This window comes from Streptomyces sp. NPDC051018 (genome assembly GCF_044456085.1).
Lineage (GTDB): Bacteria > Actinomycetota > Actinomycetes > Streptomycetales > Streptomycetaceae > Streptomyces.
The window spans coordinates 1-17,913 of record NZ_JBITFN010000040.1 but is presented as its reverse complement, the minus strand read 5'-3'; the positions used below and the strand labels follow the sequence as shown (position 1 = coordinate 17,913).

Genomic DNA, 17,913 nt, shown 5'->3' with positions numbered 1-17,913 from the left:
CGCGGCACCGCGACACGATGAGTTCCCGAGGAGGTGAGGATGTGGGTCTGAACGAACTCCTGGCCGCCATCGGCCAGCTGAACCAGCTGGTACGCGACCAGGGGATCGTGTCCGGGAGCATTCCGCACACCCTCCTCCAGCTCCAGGAGTTCGTCAGGGCGACGATCGCGGGGCAGGAGGTCCAACTGGAGCAGAAGGTCCGGCTCACGATCAACGAGACCAGTGCCAACATCGCCGGTCAGCTCCAGGAGAGCGTCCGGGAACTGAGCCGCACCGTCGACGTCGCGAACCGCACCCTGGCGGTCAACACCGAGGAGAAGACCACGGTCTTCTCGAACAAGATCCTCAACGAGGAGCAGATCACCCGGGACGTGCTCATCAACGCGCTCGGGCGTACCACCACACTGCACACCGAGAATGTGGCACTGACCCCGGACGTGCTCAGAGGAGTGCAGACCCAGCTGGAAGGGCTCTTCCAGCGCATGGCGAGAGAGGGCTTCCAGCCCTCGATGCTGAAAGAGGGCTTCGAGCGACTGCATTTCGTGGACTCCATGGAGCAGGCGTTCCAGCCCGCCATCGAGCTCCTCTTCGCCCCGGACGGCCCCATGGCCAAGATCACCCTTCGCGCGGCCAGCGGCAGCCCCGACTTCCGCCCGGCCATGGAGGTGCTGTTCGGACCGAGCGGCAAGATGGCCGACACCGCTCATGACGCCGCGCTGGGGGTGAATCTGGACCCCGCCGAGAAGACCTTCGGAAAGAAGCTGGAGGACGGAGTCGGGGCCGCGCTGGACCAGGCGGGAGACAAGGCGTCGGCGAAGGCCACCGAGTCCCTGGGACAGAAGATCTCCTCCGGAGCGACCGCGCTCGGCACCGCGATGACATCGATCCCCCAGCTGTACGACTCGGTGACCAAGCTGGGAGAGGCCTGGGACAAGCCCAACAAGTCGACCAAGGACTACATGGATCTGCTCGGCACCGCCGGTGGCGCCGTCGGTCAGGCGGGGCAGGTGCTCCAGGCCCTCTCCGGAGTCACCCAGATCGCGACCGCCGCACAGGCGGTCTTCAACGCCGTGATGGCGATGAACCCCATCGTCCTGGTGGTGATCGCCGTCGTCGCCCTGATCGCCGCCATCGTCCTGCTGATCGTCTACTGGGACCAGGTCAGCGCGGCCCTGCGCGACAACCCCTGGCTCGCCGTCGTCGCGGTCATGCTCGGAGTCATCGGCATCATCATCGTGGTCATCGCCTACTGGGACGAGATCAAGCTGGCCGTCCTGATCGCCGCCAACTTCATCAGCATCCAGGTGCAGACGATCGGTCAGATGTTCGCCGGGCTCGGTGCCCTGGTCGGCCAGGTGTGGGCATGGATCGTGGCGACGGCCCAGAACGCGGGCATCGGCGTCATCAACACGTTCATCGCGGCCGGGACCGCCGTCCAGAACTTCTTCATCGGGCTGATCAACAGCGTCCTCGGCATGTACAACCAGCTGGCCGACAGCGCCGCGGGCCAGCTGGCCGGACTCACACGCGCCAACCTCATCCCGCAGGCGGAGGTGCAGGCCCGGCTGATCCCGCCCAAGGAAGTGCCCCCGATCAATGTCACCGCCACCCTGACACCCAAGCCGGTGAAGGGAGGTCTCGAAGGGCAGATCGCGGCCCAGGAGGAGGCCGTGGCCAAGGCGAGGAAGGAGGACGAGGAACGCCGTGCCAAGGCGGCGGCGCCTCCGCCCGCCCCCGCCCCTGCCGCCGCCGGACCGCCCGCGGCGGGCGGTCCCCACGCCGCCGCCGGTCCCCCCGCAGCCGGACCGGCCGGAGGACTGCCGGGCGCCCCGCCGGGCACCGCCCCCGCCGTGCCGCCGGCCCTGCCCGGCGCCGGGCTCCCGGGAGCGGCCGGTGCGGGAGCCCCGGGAGCGATCGGTGCGGCGGGAGCGGGAGCCCCGGGAGCGATCGGTGCCGCCGGTGCCCGGCCCGCGCTGCCCCCGGCGATGGCCGCGCCCGCCGCCGCGCCCGGCGCACCCGACCAGTCCGTCCATGTGGAGGGCGGTATCACCGTGAACATCAACGCCGAACGCCTGGAGGCGGACGCGGCTCGGCTGCTCTCCGACGAGATCATCCAGCGGATCCAGGAGCGGCTGGGCGCGCTCCGCTCCGAACAGGACTTCCGTACCGGAACGCGCGCTCCGGCGCCCGCCTGAAGGTGAGTGGGATGCTGACACTCCTGAACCCCGCGCGGGGCTTTCTGTCCGGGCGGATCCCCGACCCCTCGGTGCCCGACGTCCTCATCGAGTTCCAGTACAACCCCACCCAGCTCTCGGACAAGCGGGCCGTCGGCTACGCCACCCTGAACGCGCCCGGCCAGCTGCTGCCGCTGCGCCAGTACACCCAGGGCGGCGACCGCACCATCAGCTTCACGGTCCGCGTCGACGGGCTCTTCGCCGGACCGGCGGACGACCAGATCCCCATCAGCAAGGACCCCGAGGGCGGGATCGCCCCCGAACTCAACAAGTACCGGGCCCTGGTGTGGCCGGCCAACCGAGACTGGCAGAGCGCCGGCGGCAGCTTCGCCGGACTGTACGCGGGCACCGACCGCTTCGTGAGCCCGCCGGACTGCGTGTTCGGCTTCGGCGACCGCACCATCGACTGCGTGGTCACCGAGATCGGCATCACCGAGCTGCTGTTCACCCCGGGGCTGGCACCCCTGCGGGCCGATGTCGCCGTGACACTCGTCGAGCGCACCCCGTACGACGACGTGGTCAGCCCCGCGCCGCTCCAGGGGGCGGGCTGATGGCGCCGACGGCCCGTTCCCGCTTCACGGGACTTCCCACCCTGACCGTCACCGCACCCGACGGCACGACCCGCAGGGTCGTCGCACTCCGTCTCGGGAGGCGGCCGACGGAAACAGCGAGCCCGTACCGGCTGGCGGACGGCGAGGCGCTGGACCTGCTGGCCCGGCGCTTCTACGGCACGGAGGACCTGTGGTGGCGGATCCTCGACGCCAACCCGCGCGTCTTCCCCCTCGATCTGCGCGCCGGAGACGTGCTGAACATGCCGGAGCCGGCACCCGCCACCCGCACCACCCGGGCCAGGGACTTCTGACATGGGCACCCGGGTCCCCTTCATCAACGTCCGGCTCGAAGGGCAGGACATCACCGACTGGGTGGCGTCGGTCTCGGTCACCGAGGACGACCGGCAGGCCGACAGCGTCAGCCTCTCCCTGTCCGACCCCCTGCTGGTGTACGCCGACGGCCTGTTCGAGGGCAGCAGCGTCGAGGTCGACCTCGGCTACGCCCAGCCCGACCAGCACGCCATGCTGATCAGGGCGACCGTCACCAAGGTCGAGGTGAGCTACCCCGACAGCGGGGTGCCCTCGGTCTCCCTGAAGGGCGAGGACCGGTCCATCCTCATGGGACTGGTCGAACGGAAGAAGGTGTGGCGCGACCGTACGGTCACCGACATCGTGCGCGCCGTCGCCGACCCGTACGGCTTCGCCCGCGTGGAGGCGTCACTCAGCCCCGACCCGCTGATCAGCAGCCGCCCCGTCACCCAGGACGGAAAGACGGATCTGGCGTTCCTCCAGGAGCTGGCCAAGACCTACCACGCCAAGTGCTTCGTCGAGCTGGACGAATCGGAGAAGGAAGTCCTGTACTTCATCCCCGAGCGCCGCGTGGTGCGACTCCGCCGCCCCGACACTCTGGTCCTGCGCTACCGCGAAGGGCCCGACAGCAATCTGGTCACCTTCTCACCGGGGTTCGACAGCAGCTATATCGACCGGCTCAAGGAAACCACCGACATCGACCAGCAGGGGCGCCAGATCGAGTCCCAGCCCAAGGCGCCGGAGGACATCGTGCTGTGGGAGCTGGACGAAGCCCGTCTCTCCCAGGCCGGCGAAGCCGACCGTACGCGTCTGAGGGCCCTCTACGACAAGGGCGTGGAGCGCAAACGCGAATTCCAGCGGGAGCTGTCAGCCCGCCGGGTGACCGTCGGCCTGGTCGTGCCGGACAAAGGAGATCTGGAGGCGGCCAACGACTCCCTGGAATCACGCCGGCTCGGCATGTCCGCGAACGGCAGCACCGTGGGCACGATCTGGCTCCGCGCGAAATCCAACGTGATCGTGCACGGCGCCAACGCCCGGTTCAACGGCGAATGGTACGTGTCCTCGGTGACGCACAAGATCGACAGCGGTGGATACAAGACCGACTTCAAGTGCGTGCGCTGAAGGAGCGAAAGGAGGAGGAGATGCCGGACCGGTACTTCGGGAAGTACACGGGGATTGTGAAGGACAACCGCGACGACGCAAACCTCGGCCAGGTGAAGGTGTCCGTGCCGGCCGTGTTCCCGCCCGAGGAACTCATGTCGGCCCGCCCGGCCCTGCCGTACGGCTACCACTTCGTACCGGAGAACGGCGCCAAGGTCTGGGTCGAATTCGAGGGCGGGGACCCGGGACTCGCACTGTGGAGCGGCATCCAGTACGTGTCCGGGGAGTGGCCCGACGAGGCGCGCGCGAACCCCCCGCACTTCCGGGTGATGCGATCGGCGGCCGGGCACGTGCTGCTCCTCGACGACAAGGGCGGCCAGGAGAAGATCCGTATCAGCGACGGGGCGCACCGGCACACCCTCACCCTCGACGCCGACGGCATCACCCTCGAGGAGGGCAAGGCCGGGCACCGCGTCACGATCACCTCGGAGGGGATCCGGGCCGAGCTGGCGAGCGGCGCCACCATCGACATGACCTCCGCCGGCACCAAGGTCGACGGCGGCGCGGGCACGGTGGAGGTCACGGGTTCGAAGGTCGTGCTCAGCGCGGCCACGGTGGAGGCGGGCCGGATGGTCAGGCTCGGCGCGGGCACCAGCCCGGTGATCCGGGTGGGGGACTCCGGCATCGGCAACCTCGGCGCGCCCGTGGTCATGACCGTGACCTCCAACAACCAAGTGATGGCCTGAGGAGCAGCCATGGGACTCGGACCGGATCAGACCGTCACCGCCGAGGAGTTCGTCGAGGCCATGCGCCCCATCGCCGGGGACAACGTGGACCTCCAACAGGTGCGGGCCAACCTCAGCGCGCTCGGCCTGGCCGTCTACCGCACCCTCACCGTGAACACGGACGCCACCTCCGACCCCGCCAGCGACACCGACTTCTGGCGGTGGGTCGGCGAGGTGCAGACCTGGATCGACGGAGTGGGAACGGCCATCGACACCTGGGCCGCCGCCACGGCGCCCGAGGCCGCGCTCAAAGCCGCCCTCGCCGCCGTGCCCGCACCCTCCGCGGCCCCGAACCGGATGAAGGTGCGCATCGCATGAGCGGCCGGCTGATGGGTCTGCGCTTCCCCTTCCGGATCCGGCCGGGAGGCGGGGCGGAGCAGGCCGAGTACGAGGAGAAGACCGACGCCGACCTCCGCCATCTGCTGGCCAGCCGCACCGGCGACCGCGTCATGATGCGCGCGTACGGCGCCGGGCTCGACCAGCGGCTCCAGGAACCCAACACCGCGGCGACCCACGCCCTGCTGCGCCATGACATCGAGCGGTCGCTGCGCCGCTATCTGCCCGGGGTACGGCTCACCGCCCCCCTGGAGCTGTCGTCGGAGGGCAGCGAACTGACCGTCACCATCGAGTACACCGTCGCCTCGCCGGCCACCGTACGCCGGGTCACCCTGCCGCTCGGGCCACCGGGGGAGGGGCCGTGACCGGGGCACCGATCGACTACACCAACATCGGCTACGACGCGCTGCGGGCCGCGATGCTGGAGCTGGCCCGCGAACGCCTCCCCGAGTGGACCGACCAGAGCGAGAACGATCTCGGGGTGCTGCTCATCGAACTGTTCGCCTACGCCGCCGACGTCACCCTCTACTACCAGACGCGCATCGCGGCCAACCTCCTCCCGGAGACCTCCGACGAACCCGAGGCCCTGCTCCAGCTGCTCCGGCTCATCGGCTACGAGCCCCTGCCGCCCGCGCCGGCCAGTGTCGATCTGGAGATCGCCTTCGAGGAGACCGCCGGCCTGCCCCTGACGGTGCCCGCCCGTACGGCCTTCACCCTGGCCCAGCCCGGCCGGCGGCCCCTCACCTTCGAAACCCCGGCGGACGTGGAGATCACGACACTGCCGCCCGCGGACCCCGACGGGCTCCGGCGGTTCTCCCCTCTGGTCGCCGTCGAGGGACTGACCGTCCCCGACGAGGCCGTGGGGGTCTCCGACGGCAGCGGCAACCAGCTCTACCCGCTGGAGAAGCGGCCGGTGATCCGGGACTCCATCGAGGTCACGGTCGGCGAGCCCGGCGGCCCGACCCGCTGGACCGAGGTCCCCACACTGGCCTCCAGTACCCCGGCGGACCGGCACTTCGTCAGCCGGCGCGATGCCTCGGGCAGCGCCGTCATCCGCTTCGGCGACGGTGTCAACGGCATGGCCCCGCCCGGAGCGGACACCGCCACCCCCGTGCGGATCACCGCGAGTTACCGGATCGGAGGCGGGACCGAGGGAAACGTGGGGCCGAATCTGTCGTTCGCGCCCGGCTGGCCCCCCATCAAGGAAGCGGTCAACACCGGGGCCGCCACGGGCGGCACCGCCGCCGAGGACCTGGAGCGTGCCCGGTCGCTCGCACCACGCCTCTTCCGCGCGCAGGAGCGGGCGGTCACCCTCGACGACCACATCGATCTGGCACGGCGGGTGCCCGGGGTCGGCAAGGTGAAGGCGGTGGCGGGCAGCTGGAACGAGGTCACGCTGTACGTGGCCCCCACCGGCCGTGTCGCCCCGCCGTCCGAGCTGCTGAAGCGCGATCTGCTCGCACACTTCGAACAGCACCGCATGGCGTCGGTCAGCCTCTCCCTGGTGGGGCCCGCCCCCTGCGACATCTACCTCGGCGCGACGATCCGGGCCCAGCCCTACTTCGCGCGGTCCGCCGTCAAACGGGCCGTCGAGGACACCATTGCCTCCTATCTGGCCTTCGACAACGTGGACTTCGGCGGCCGGATCTATCTGAGCCGGGTCTACGACCTGCTGCAGGAGCTGGAGCAGGTGGTGTCCCTGACCGTCTTCAAGTTCGGAACCGACCCCGCCCTGCCCGCCGACATCGTCAGCCGCCCCCAGGTCGAACCCAGCGGCGTCATCGTGCCGAAGGCGCATGAACTGCCCCGCGCCGGCTACCGGGAAGGCCCCCGGGGCACACCCGATTTCGATCTCACCGACCGGCCGCCGATCTTCACGATCATCGAGGGCGGCATCCCCTCCGGCGACGGCGGCGGTCCATGAGGGCCGTACGGGACGTCCGCGCCGTCCCGAATCTGTCCGGCGGAAGGATCGACCTGACCTGGCGGAACCCGCCGGCGGAGGACTTCGCCCCCGGCGCGCCGCTCGCGGCGGTCCGGATCGTACGCCGGGAGCGGACGTTCCCCCTCGACCCCGACGACGGAGACCTCGTCTACGAGGGCCCGGCCGTCTCGTCCTTCCCCGATGTCCGGGCCCGGCCGCTGACCACGTACTACTACACCGTCTTCACCGTGACCGCGGGCAGTCCCCCGGCACTCACCGCCGACGAAGGCTCACGCGCGGCCGGGTTCGCCACCACCGCCGAGTACCGCCTCGGGGACGCGCTCTACCGGATGCTGCCCGCCGTGCACCGGCGCCTGGACCGGCCGCTGACCGCCGTCGACCTCGGCGGTGAACCGTCGCTCGCGGGCGCGCTGGACCGGCTGCCCGACGGGCTGCGCGACCGCGGGCAGCTCTACCGGTTTCTCTCCGTGGCAGGCTCCGCGCTCGATCTGACCCGGTCTCTCGCGGAGGGCCTCGCCCATCTGCACGACCCGGACACCGCGCGCCCGGAGTTCCTGCCCGCGCTCGCCCGGATGGTCGGCTGGGACCTCAACCGGACCGCGCCGGTCAGCGTCCGGCGCAACGAGATCGCGGCGGCACCGTATCTGTACCGCGGAGTCGGGACCGTGCCCGGTCTGCGGGCCATCGTGAACCGGTACACCGGCTGGTACGTCCAGGTCGCCGAGATGGCCCAGTCGATCGCCCGCTCCAACTCGGCTCCGGAATACCATGTGTTCGCGGTCGCCGACCGCACGCAGGGGTGGCGGGGCTCCGACGACGCCGGACCGCTGCTGGGATTCGGGTCGGGGGCGAGCGCCGCCGGATCGACGGGCACCCCCGCGAAACTCACCGGAGAAACCGCCGCCCCCTTCGCACTGCGCCCGGGTACGCACATCACGGTCACCGCGGACGACCGCGTCCCCACCAAGGTGGTCTTCGCACCGGGCGACTTCGCGGACATCACGGCCGCGACGGCCGAGGAGGTCGCCTCCGTACTCAGCCGGACGCTGTCGGAGGTCACCGCCGTCGCCGACGCGTCGGGGAAGCTCGTACTCACCTCGAACATGGCGGGTGCCGGCTCGGCCGTCCGGGTGGAGGAGTCCCTCGCCGACCTGGTGACCCTGGAAGGAGCCCCCGGGGGCCGGCTGAGCGTGTTCGGCTCCGACCGGCCTCGGCTGTGCTACGGGACCATGGAGGTCCCGGGCGGCCCCGGCGGCATCCGGATGAAGACCTTCCGGCAGGGGTTCTGGGGCGAGTCGCTCATCCTGCCCACCGGTTCCGAACCGTCCGGGGATCCGACCGGTGCCGAAGTCCCCGCGGCCGGGGGGAAGTTCCTGGTGGCGTGGGTCGACCGGCCCGGTGCCGCCGACTCCCGGCTGCGGTACGCCGAGGCGAGCCCTCGTCAGCCCGGCCCGGCCGTCCTGCGGAGCGGGCACGCGGGCCGCTACGCCATCCGTCCCGGAACCCGGCTGACGGTCCGCTCCGGCCGGTACCGGCAGTCGGCCCGGCTCACCGCGGACGACTTCGTGAATCCCCGGCTGGCGACCGCGGCCGAGGTGGCCGCCGCACTCGCCGGAAAGCTCCCCGGAATCAGGGTCACCGGCACGGCCGACAGGGCCCTCGAACTCGCCACCCCGGCCGCTGGCGGCGATCAGCGGCTGGACATCGAACTGGACGCCTCCGACGCGGCAGAGGCGCTGGGCTTTGACCCCTCCAACGCCTCCGCCACCGGGACATGGGGCGACGACCTCGACTGGTCCGTGCCCGGGGATGTGACCGCCGCCGCCCCGGGGCGGGTGGCGGAGCCCTTCGCGGTGGCGGAGGGCCCCGGGCGCGTACGGCTGTTCTGGTCGGCGCACGAGGACGGCCGCTGGGGGATCCGGACCGCCTTGAGGGACGGCACCACGTGGGGCGCTCCGTACGGCTTCCCGAGCGACGGGGGAGGCGACCGGGAACCCTCCGCGATCGTGGTGCCCGGCGCGGCGGGCGACCGGCTGTGGCTGTTCTGGTCCCGGCGGCAGGGGACCGGCACCATCGACAACGTATGGACCCTCATGTACCGGGTGCTGGACCTGGGCACGGGGGTCTGGGAACCCGAACAGACCGTCATCACGGCGCTGGCCGCCCCGGACAGCTCGGCCGACCGTGAGCCCATGCCGGTTCTGCTGCCCGGAGGCGACCTGCGGGTGTACTTCAGCTCCGACCGCCCCGGCGGATCGGGGGTGTGGTTCTTCGACCTCTCCCCGGCCGGTTCGCTGAGGGCGGCCCCGGTTCCCGTACTCACCGGCCCCGCCCGTGACCGGACCCCCGTCCCGGTCAGGGTGGTCGGGAAACAGACCCACTGGCTGCTGTTCCGCAGCGACCGGGGCGTCGCGCTGTCCGGACTGGCCACCCGCCCGCTGCCGTCCACCGTCGACCGGGTCACCTCCCCGCTCACGCCCCCGCCCCCCGGGACAGCGCCCCTGACCAGCGTACGGTCACCCGACACGGGCACCCTGCGGCGCTACGCCGGCAGCACCACCGTCACCCGGTCCGCCGCCGATCGCAACGGACGGCGCCGGCAGTGGGACGACATGCTCGCCTACACCCCGTGCAAACCACGGGGCGCGGAGTTCGGCGAGTTCCTGGAGAACGAGGAGCTCTACACCCGGGGCACCCTCGCCCTCTTCCTCAGCCCCCTGGTGCCGGACAACGCGCTCTCGGCGCAGCTGGAGGAGCAGGTGCGGCCCCTGCTGGAGAAGTTCCGGCCGATCGGCACCCGCGCGGTGCTCGTCTTCGCGCCCCGGACGACGACCGAGTACGTCTACTCACCCGGCCATGACATCAGGGAGTCGTACGACGACGACTACCCCTACGTCGAGTTCGTCACCGGCCCGGACGAGACCACCGGGGCGGCACTGCCCGACTGGGTGACCCTGCTCGCCACCAAGGCCGGACACACCTCGGTACGACCCGACGATCTCACCACCTTCCGACGGCGGACCTGGTACCCGCCCCCCAGCTGACCGGAGCAGACGGACATGACCACGAACGGAAGATCCCCCGGACCACCGCCCGCCGAAGCACTCGGCGCCCGCCTCACCGGTGAGTACCGGGACGTACTGATCGACCCCTCCGGGCGCGTCACCTGGGACAGCGGGGTGCGCCCCAACACGATCGTCGCGGACTGCAAGAGGCTGCTGTGCGGATTCGTCCAGGGCAGAACCACCACCCATGGCATCACCGGGCTACGGGTCGGCCAGGGGCACGACACCTGGGACCGTCCGCCCGGACCGCCGACCACACTGCCGAGCGACACCGCTCTCGCCGACCAGAATCCCTTCACTGTGCCCGCCGCCTCCCTGCGGATCGACTACGTCGTCGGCACCGACGTCGTCGACACTCCCACCAACCAGCTCCAGATCGTGGCCACTCTGGGGCCGGACGAACCGCCCTGGCCGGATGCCGACCACCCCAACCGCACACTGCGCGAATTCGGTCTCGTCGGCACGCTCGGCACGGACACCGTGCTGATCGACTACGTGATTCATCCGGCCATCCCCCGCGATCCCGAGAGCACCTTGAAACGCACCATCAGGCTCGTGTTCTGAACTTCCAGGCTCACCTGCCCGAACCACCAGGCTCACGCACCCGAACACCCGGACCCACCTTCCAGGGTCACCTTCCGAACATCCAGGGAGTCCACCATGGCCGTGATCTCGGCCGACACCTTCGATCCGATGCGCCGCTTCGTCCGGGTCAGACTTCAGCAGGGCGTCCCCATCGTGGACGCGGACGTCAATGAACGCGAGGACATCCAGAAGTTCGAGATGCGGGCCTTCCTCAAGTGGTTCGTGGGCGACGGAGTACCCGAGGGCAACGACGGATTCCAGATCGCCGGGACCGGGCTGGCGAACGACTTCGAGATCCGGTCCGGGGTGGCCGGGGCGGTCGATCCGCTGCACCGGATCGGCCGCTGCCTGGTCGAGGGCCTCGATGTGATGATCGAGAAGGACACGCTCTACACCGAGCAGGAACTGCACGAGAGCCACGGTGCCGCGGCGGCCACGAAGGCGGCCGCCTGGAAAGTGCCCGTGATCCCGAAACTGGAGTCGGTCCCGGGCTCCACGGTCCTGGTCTTTCTCGATGTGTGGGAACGCCTGGTCACCCCGGACGAGGACCCCAGTCTGATCTTCGCCGGACTCGGTACCGAGAGCTGCGCCCGGCACAAGCGCGAGTGGACCGTCCGTGCTCGCACGGGCACGGCCCTGCCCAAGCAGGGGGAGGGCGACTTCCGGGACAAGCACGCGTACACCCCGCTGGCCGTCCTCGCACGGCCCGTGAGCAATGGGCCGGTCCGGCCGGGCGACGTCACCGACCAGCGCCATCAGCGGCTGCTGGTTCCCCCGGCGAGCCTGATCCAGGATGTGCTGGGCACCCCTCCGGCGGAGTACCGCCGGGGAGTCGGCAGACCGCCGGTCAGTCTGCGGGACGCGATCAACGCACTGCTGCGGGGAGAACTGCCCAGCACACCGGACGCACCCGTCTCCGCCTCCGGCACCTCCCAGGTCATGCACCGTGCCTTCGCCATCGACGCGAACGCCGGTCTGGTCGCCTCCTGGTACAGCGAGGAAGCGGGCGGGGTGGAGCAGGTCTTCGCCGCCCGGCTCGATCTCGCCGAGATCGGGGGAGGGTTCGTCAGCGCGGCCCACCCTGCCGTGAAGGTGACATCGGGGGGCAGCCATGTGGATCCGCATCTCGTGGCGCTGCCCGACGGGGAACTGCTGATCGCGTACCGGTCGGGGCTGGTGGGTTCGGCCGGAGTCAGCATGAAGCAGGCTGCGTTGAGCGACCTGGGCAACGCGTCGGAGACCGTGGTGTCCGACATCAGCGGTGTGGACGAGACGCAGCCCTTTGTGACACTGACCGGTGACGTGGCGACGGTGTTCTTCCACCACTCGACGGCCAACCTCTGGCACTACCGCCGCTGGCGGCACACCGACGGAACCTGGATCGATGCCGCGGGTCCGGTCAAGCTGGTGACATCTCCCGCCGTCGGCCGCGAGTTCCACGCGGCCGTCGGCTCCGGGAGCAAGATCTGGGCGGCCCTCACGACCGGCACCGGCGTCCATGTCCTGCGTTTCGACGTGGACAGCGGCACCAAAGACCACGAGCACGACTTCGGCACCGCCCAGGACGGCGATCCGTTCGTGCTGACCACCCGCGAAGGCGACGTCTGGCTGTTCTGGGTGGACACCGGCGGGAATGTGCACGCGGTGAGATTCCACGGCGGTGACTGGGAGGACGAGAACATCGTCGTGCTCTCCGAGAGCGGGGGCGCGAAGGCGCGCAACCCCTGTGCGGTGGAGGATCCGGACGGCGGTATCTGGCTGTTCTGGAGCAAGGGGGAGGTCGAGAAGGGGGACCTGTTCGTGATGCGGCGCGACCCCGTCACCGGGGGCTGGGGCGGTGTACGGCAGCTCACCACGACCGCGGGCGACGATGTCGCCCCGTTCACGCTGATCGCACCCGACAACACCATCTGGATCTTCTGGACCAGTACCCGGTCGGGCACCCCGAACGTGTACTACAAGCGGCTCGTCACGGCCGTCTGAGGCGTACCCGGCGGATCAGACATCCAGGTCGGGGGTCCACCGCAGCCGCCCTGCAGAGGCCGTGGGGCCGGGGAGGGGCCACCGATGAGAGACAAGGAGAAGAACATGGCCGTGCCGGGCATCAGCCCCGCCGTTCCCGGATCACCCGTCTACACCGTCCAGGACTCCAGGGGTCTGGTCGCCGATCTCCGCCTGGATGTGAACACCACGGCGCAGACCGGATTCGCGGTGCGGTTCCCGGCCGCCGCGAACGTGCGGGTGACCCTGATCCGGGGCACGAGGTCGCTCCCGCTGCTGCCCGGACCGATCGCGGACAACACGACGTTCACCGACCGCAGGGTCGTCGCCGACGCGGTGGCGGACGGCACGGACACCGTCCTCGGGGTAGAGCTGAGAGCCACCGCCAACACGGTGCCGGGGGAGGTCTGGTCGGTACGCGCCGAAGCGGACGCCCCCCAGCCGGTGTGGCAGTTCACCCAGCCGGACAACGTCCCCGGCGATCTCACGGTCACCCGGCTCATGTGCGACCCGGTGGCCGGCTTCACCGTCAGCGCGCCGACGCTCGCGGGCGGAACGGTGAGTGAGGGCGTCGGGGTGAACCTGGCCGCCGACCTCGCGACGGGCACCGCGGCCCGGCCCACCGTCGTCGGCACCCCGGCGCCCGTCCCGGCCTACCGGTGGACCGCGACCGGGGATCTGCCGGTCCCCGGATTCCCCTCGTGCTCGCCCTCGCCCCTGGCGGTGTTCCCCACACCGTATGTCAACGTGCCGAGGACCGTCGAGATCACCGAGGACGTGTGGTTCGAGACCGGCTGTGCGGGACCACCGGGAATGCTCCGTACCACCTCCGCCCCCCAGGTCCTGACCATCGTCCCCCGGCCGCAGCATCTCGTTCTGGTGCTCGACCGCTCGGGCAGCATGAGCGGCGACCGCTGGGACCACGCGAGGACCGCAGCCCAGATCCTCGGCAACCTCTATGTGGCCGTCCGCCGGGGGGCCTGCCCCGACGACCGGATCGAACAACTGGTGTTCGAGGACACCTCCGCCTCCTGGCACCCGGTGGCCGATCCACTGATCCAGCCCGTCCTCGCGGCCTGTGACATCGGTTCCGCCGAGACGTCGATCTGCCAGGTGGACTTCGGGTCCGCCGGGTCGTGCACACCCATCGGCGACGGACTGGTCCGGGCCATCGACGACCTGGCCCTGATGCCGGGCCAGGCCGGCGCCCGGTTCTCCGTCGTCCTGCTCACGGACGGATACGAGAACAGCGGCTCCGTACGGGTGTCGCCCAGCACCCCCCTGCCCGCCGGGACGTCCGGGATCCAGCTGTTCTCGGTCGCCCGGCAGAGCGGCGCGGCACGCCAGCGGGTGAACCAGCGGCTGTCGCTCCACACGATCGGACTGGGGGCGACCGTCCAGGAGGATGTACTCGATGCCCTGGCCACCCAGTCGCAGGGGGTGTACCGGAAGGTCTCGACCGCGCCGGAGGTCCTGGACGCCCTGGCACAGACGGTGTCCTTCTCCCAGGGCGCCCAGCGCGTCCCGGTCGCACCCGGCGCGGGGCCGGAGGAGCGCCGGGTCACGCTGGAGGCGCGGGTGAGCCGGCTCGCGGTCGCCGTGCTGTGGGCCAATCCGCTGGAAACCGTCGAACTCGCCTGGCGCGACCCCGGCGCCGGCGGTGCGTTCACCACGGTCGCCATCGACGTCAAGCAGTGCCCGACCCACGGCTTCACCACGGTCGACCTCGCCGCGCTGTTCGGCGGCGAGGACGCCGTACCCGCCACCGAGTGGCGGATCAGACATCTCGACGCCAACGGCGACCCCCTGCCCCTGCCCGCCGGCGACGTGCTGGTCTTCGTCGACCTGTCCGTCGCCGTGGATGTCGTATTCGACCGGGAGACCTACGGCACCGGGGACCCGATGGTCATCACCGCCCGCGTCCGGGCGAACGACGGGCCCGTCACCTCCGCGAGCGTCACCGTCGAACTCGCCCGCCCGGGAGAGTCGCTGGGCACCTTCCTCTCCGTCAACGGCAGCGAGTACCAGCCCTCGCAGCCGAGCGGCAGCGATCCGCACGCACCCAAGGCACAGATGCTGACGGACCTGCTGAGACGGTACGGGTGGCAGGACGGGCTGCCCGTCGTCGAACCGGGCTCGATCTTCGAGGACGGTACGAACGAACTGTTCGACGACGGAGCACACCACGACGGCGAGGCCGGTGACGGCTGCTTCGCCAACAGATACACGGAGCTGGACAAGGAAGGCACCTACACCTGGCGGGTGGTCGTCAGGGGCGAGACCCCCGACGGGAGCGCCTTCTCCCGGGAGCTGACCGTCTCCCGATGGGTCGGCATCACGCCCGACCCGGGCCACTGTGAGGTGATCGTGGACGAGGTGACCTCTCCCCAGGGGCTTCCGCTCACCCGGATCACGGTGTGGCCCAGGGACCGCAACGGCGAATACCTCGGCCCTTTCCGGCCGACGGACGTGATCTTCCGGTCCAGCAGGTGCGCCTTCCAGCCGGCGGCGGAGAACGGTGACGAGCCCGACCCGCACGGAGTCCGCTATCCGTGCCGGGACGGCGGCAGCGTCCTCAGCCGCTACGACGGCGGGTACAGCCGCGTCCTGGACTGCGGGCCGGGGACGGCGAACACCGTGTCCATCACGGTCAGGGGAGTGGAACTGCCGCCGGTCGACACCGGACGCCGCAGCGAGTCGAGGAGCAGCGCATGACACGGATGGCACGGCTGATCAGCTCGCACAGGGTCCCCGACCGAGGCGTCGGCAACGTCGCCTGGAGTCCGGACAGCCGCTGGGTCGCGACCTACTTCACCGATCGCTCCGTACGGGTCCTCAACGGCAGAACGGGCGAGGAGCGCTGCCGGTACACCGGCGACCTGACCCCCAACCTCCTCGCCTTCAGCCCGGACGGACAGTGGGTCGCGGCCGGATACGACGAGCCGAGAGCGGTGGTCATCAACGCGGCGACCGGCGCCGAACGCTGCCGCATGGTCCAGGGGCCCATGAGCAGCGGCGACGTCGATGTGCGCGTGTTCCATCTGGCGTGGAGCTCGGACAGCACCCGGCTCGCGACCGCGTCCGACGACGCCGCCCTGGTGTTCAACGCCGCCACCGGCGCACTGCAACTGCCGCTGCCCGCCGAACTGCTGCCCTGGTATCCGGTGCGCCGGGTGGCGTGGAGCCCGGACCCGGGGTCGGGCAGAATCGCGGTCGGTATCGGCACCAACTACGGGACCGTCAACTACGGCGACCTGAGGGTGTTCGACTCCGGGACGGGCGCCCAGCTGTGCCGCGCCGGGCAGACGGGCTTCGTGAACGCCGTGTCCTGGAGCAGGGACGGGCTCTGGCTCGCGACCGCCTGCAGCGACGGAAGCGCCGCCGTGCTGGACGCGGCCAGCGGAGCCCTGCGGACACAGTTGCTCTCGGCCGCCGACGCCACGGACCAGGCGCAGACGGTCGTGTTCACCCGGGACGGTGTCTGGGCGGTGACGGGCTCGCGGGACTACACCGTCCGGGTGATCAACACGACCACCGGGGTGGAACGCTGCCGGGTGACCCACGGATTCGAGGTGTACCACGTCTCCCTGAGCCCGGACGACCGCAGAATCGCCACCTCGTCCTACGGCATCACCTCGTCCCCTCCACCGGGCGCGGAGCCCGGCGGGGTCGTCTTCGACGCGCAGACCGGCAACAAGCTCTGTCTGCTGGGCAACAACACGTCGGTGGCGTTCAGCCCGGACGGGGAGCTGGTCGCCGCCTCCCTCGGCTTCGAGGGGTCTGCCCGGGTGTACGACCCCGACGTGGACCAGGAACGCAGCCGGCTCGCGCACGGCGGCCCGGTGAACGCCGTCGCCTTCAGCATGGACGGGACGAGGGTCGCGACCGCGAGCGCGGACGGTACGGCCCGTGTCTTCGACGCCGACAGCGCCGCCGAGGTCCACCGCCATACGCACAACAGCCCGGTGCTCACCGTGGCGTACTCCCGGCAGGGCGCCCTGGCCAGTGGCGACACCGCCGGCATCGTCCTGCTGCATGGACCAGGGGACGGCGCGGAGGAGAGAACACTGCGTCTCGACGGACCCGTCTCCGCCGTCGTGTTCAGCGAGGACGGGCTGTCGCTGGCCACCGCGAGCGCGGACGGTACGGCACGGCTGTTCAAGGTCGAGACGGGCGGTCAGCGCTTCCGTCTGGTGCACGACGGTGAGGTGGCGGCGGTCGCCTTCTCCGGGGACGGCAAACGGCTGGCCACCGGCTGCGCCGACGGGACCGCCCGTATCTTCAACGCCCAGACCGGCGCCGAGCTGGTGGAGCTGGTGCACGACGGACCGGTGCGCTCGGTCGCCTTCAGCCCGGACGGAGCCCTGCTGGCCACCGCGAGCACCGACGGCGCCGCCCGGGTCTTCGCCACGGCAACCGGTGGTCGGCAGTTCAAGCTCAGCCACGCGGGAGCGGTACGGGCCGTCGCGTTCAGCCATGACCGGGTGCTGGCGACGGGCAGCGAGGACGGCACGGCGCGCCTCTTCGGCATGAGCGACGGTGCCGAACTGTTCCAGTTCGAACACGACGGTGCGGTACGGGCGATCGCCTTCAGTCCGAACGGGCTCTGGCTGGCCACCGCGAGCGCGGACGGCAAGGCGCGGATCTTCCGCGTGGCCACCGGGACGGAGGAGCTGCGGCTCACGCACGGCGGGCCGGTCGGCGCGATGGTGTTCAGCTACGACAGCAAGTGGATCGCCACCGGCTGCGACGACGGCATCGCCCGTGTACTGGCCGCCGTGCCGGGCCCATGACCCCGGGGCCGGGAGCGTACCCACGGGCGCCGGGGCGGGCGGTGGTCAGCCGTTCGGTGTGGGACGGTCTTCAGGTTCCGCGGTGTCGGGTGGGGGTGGTGGTGTGGGGAGGCTGGCGGCGCGGCGGCCGAGTGCGGCGGGTTGGCCGTGGACTTCGGGGTGGAGGTAGCGGCCTTTCTCCTCGGGGGTCTTCTCCCGGTCTCCGGCG

13 protein-coding genes are annotated in these 17,913 nt (G+C 70.8%); all 13 read left to right on the top strand.

All coding sequences use genetic code 11. The features are described 5' to 3' along the window. Positions 1-41 precede the first annotated feature (41 nt). Positions 42-2,195 (top strand): hypothetical protein, encoded by a 2,154-nt coding sequence (locus ACIBCM_RS34965; protein WP_399250453.1) that lies wholly within the window; start codon positions 42-44, stop codon positions 2,193-2,195. Positions 2,196-2,206: 11 nt separating this feature from the next. Continuing rightward, positions 2,207-2,785 (top strand): hypothetical protein, encoded by a 579-nt coding sequence (locus ACIBCM_RS34960; RefSeq protein WP_399250451.1) that lies wholly within the window; start codon positions 2,207-2,209, stop codon positions 2,783-2,785. After that, positions 2,785-3,096 carry a tail protein X gene (locus ACIBCM_RS34955; protein ID WP_399250449.1) on the top strand — a complete coding sequence of 104 codons (312 nt, stop codon included), beginning with the start codon at positions 2,785-2,787 and terminating at the stop codon, positions 3,094-3,096. Before ACIBCM_RS34960 ends, ACIBCM_RS34955 begins: the two co-directional genes overlap by 1 nt. A gap of 1 nt (position 3,097) precedes the next feature. Then, positions 3,098-4,216, top strand: coding sequence for a phage late control D family protein (locus ACIBCM_RS34950; RefSeq protein WP_399250447.1), 1,119 nt, complete (start codon positions 3,098-3,100; stop codon positions 4,214-4,216). Positions 4,217-4,236: 20 nt separating this feature from the next. Beyond that, on the top strand, positions 4,237-4,941 hold the full coding sequence (locus ACIBCM_RS34945) for a phage baseplate assembly protein V (RefSeq protein ID WP_399250445.1): 705 nt from the start codon (positions 4,237-4,239) through the stop codon (positions 4,939-4,941). A 9-nt stretch (positions 4,942-4,950) separates the two neighbouring features. Continuing rightward, complete coding sequence (locus ACIBCM_RS34940) at positions 4,951-5,298, top strand: hypothetical protein (protein WP_399250443.1); 348 nt, start codon at positions 4,951-4,953, stop codon at positions 5,296-5,298. Beyond that, the gene (locus ACIBCM_RS34935) at positions 5,295-5,681 is read left to right on the top strand and encodes a GPW/gp25 family protein (protein WP_399250441.1); all 387 of its coding nucleotides are present in this window, start codon (positions 5,295-5,297) and stop codon (positions 5,679-5,681) included. Before ACIBCM_RS34940 ends, ACIBCM_RS34935 begins: the two co-directional genes overlap by 4 nt. Continuing rightward, positions 5,678-7,240 (top strand): baseplate J/gp47 family protein, encoded by a 1,563-nt coding sequence (locus tag ACIBCM_RS34930; RefSeq protein WP_399250439.1) that lies wholly within the window; start codon positions 5,678-5,680, stop codon positions 7,238-7,240. The genes ACIBCM_RS34935 and ACIBCM_RS34930 overlap by 4 nt, the downstream gene beginning before the upstream one ends. Beyond that, positions 7,237-10,305 carry a phage tail protein gene (locus tag ACIBCM_RS34925; protein ID WP_399250438.1) on the top strand — a complete coding sequence of 1,023 codons (3,069 nt, stop codon included), beginning with the start codon at positions 7,237-7,239 and terminating at the stop codon, positions 10,303-10,305. The genes ACIBCM_RS34930 and ACIBCM_RS34925 overlap by 4 nt, the downstream gene beginning before the upstream one ends. Positions 10,306-10,320: 15 nt before the next feature. Beyond that, entirely contained in the window at positions 10,321-10,890 is a 570-nt protein-coding gene (locus ACIBCM_RS34920) for a hypothetical protein (RefSeq protein ID WP_399250436.1), read from the top strand. 96 nt (positions 10,891-10,986) lie between these two features. Further along, complete coding sequence (locus ACIBCM_RS34915; protein WP_399250434.1) at positions 10,987-12,894, top strand: DUF6519 domain-containing protein; 1,908 nt, start codon at positions 10,987-10,989, stop codon at positions 12,892-12,894. An 84-nt stretch (positions 12,895-12,978) separates the two neighbouring features. Beyond that, complete coding sequence (locus ACIBCM_RS34910; protein WP_399250432.1) at positions 12,979-15,627, top strand: choice-of-anchor X domain-containing protein; 2,649 nt, start codon at positions 12,979-12,981, stop codon at positions 15,625-15,627. Beyond that, on the top strand, positions 15,624-17,705 hold the full coding sequence (locus ACIBCM_RS34905) for a WD40 repeat domain-containing protein (protein WP_399250430.1): 2,082 nt from the start codon (positions 15,624-15,626) through the stop codon (positions 17,703-17,705). Before ACIBCM_RS34910 ends, ACIBCM_RS34905 begins: the two co-directional genes overlap by 4 nt. Positions 17,706-17,913 lie beyond the last annotated feature (208 nt).

What these genes read in the sequence shown, in the direction of transcription:
- ACIBCM_RS34960 (WP_399250451.1), top strand. Translation starts at nt 2,207, where the DNA reads ATGCTGACACTCCTGAACCCCGCGCGGGGCTTTCTGTCCGGGCGGATC.
- ACIBCM_RS34955 (WP_399250449.1), top strand. Translation starts at nt 2,785, where the DNA reads ATGGCGCCGACGGCCCGTTCCCGCTTCACGGGACTTCCCACCCTGACC.
- ACIBCM_RS34950 (WP_399250447.1), top strand. Translation starts at nt 3,098, where the DNA reads ATGGGCACCCGGGTCCCCTTCATCAACGTCCGGCTCGAAGGGCAGGAC.
- ACIBCM_RS34945 (WP_399250445.1), top strand. Translation starts at nt 4,237, where the DNA reads ATGCCGGACCGGTACTTCGGGAAGTACACGGGGATTGTGAAGGACAAC.
- ACIBCM_RS34940 (WP_399250443.1), top strand. Translation starts at nt 4,951, where the DNA reads ATGGGACTCGGACCGGATCAGACCGTCACCGCCGAGGAGTTCGTCGAG.
- ACIBCM_RS34935 (WP_399250441.1), top strand. Translation starts at nt 5,295, where the DNA reads ATGAGCGGCCGGCTGATGGGTCTGCGCTTCCCCTTCCGGATCCGGCCG.
- ACIBCM_RS34925 (WP_399250438.1), top strand. Translation starts at nt 7,237, where the DNA reads ATGAGGGCCGTACGGGACGTCCGCGCCGTCCCGAATCTGTCCGGCGGA.
- ACIBCM_RS34920 (WP_399250436.1), top strand. Translation starts at nt 10,321, where the DNA reads ATGACCACGAACGGAAGATCCCCCGGACCACCGCCCGCCGAAGCACTC.
- ACIBCM_RS34915 (WP_399250434.1), top strand. Translation starts at nt 10,987, where the DNA reads ATGGCCGTGATCTCGGCCGACACCTTCGATCCGATGCGCCGCTTCGTC.
- ACIBCM_RS34910 (WP_399250432.1), top strand. Translation starts at nt 12,979, where the DNA reads ATGAGAGACAAGGAGAAGAACATGGCCGTGCCGGGCATCAGCCCCGCC.
- ACIBCM_RS34905 (WP_399250430.1), top strand. Translation starts at nt 15,624, where the DNA reads ATGACACGGATGGCACGGCTGATCAGCTCGCACAGGGTCCCCGACCGA.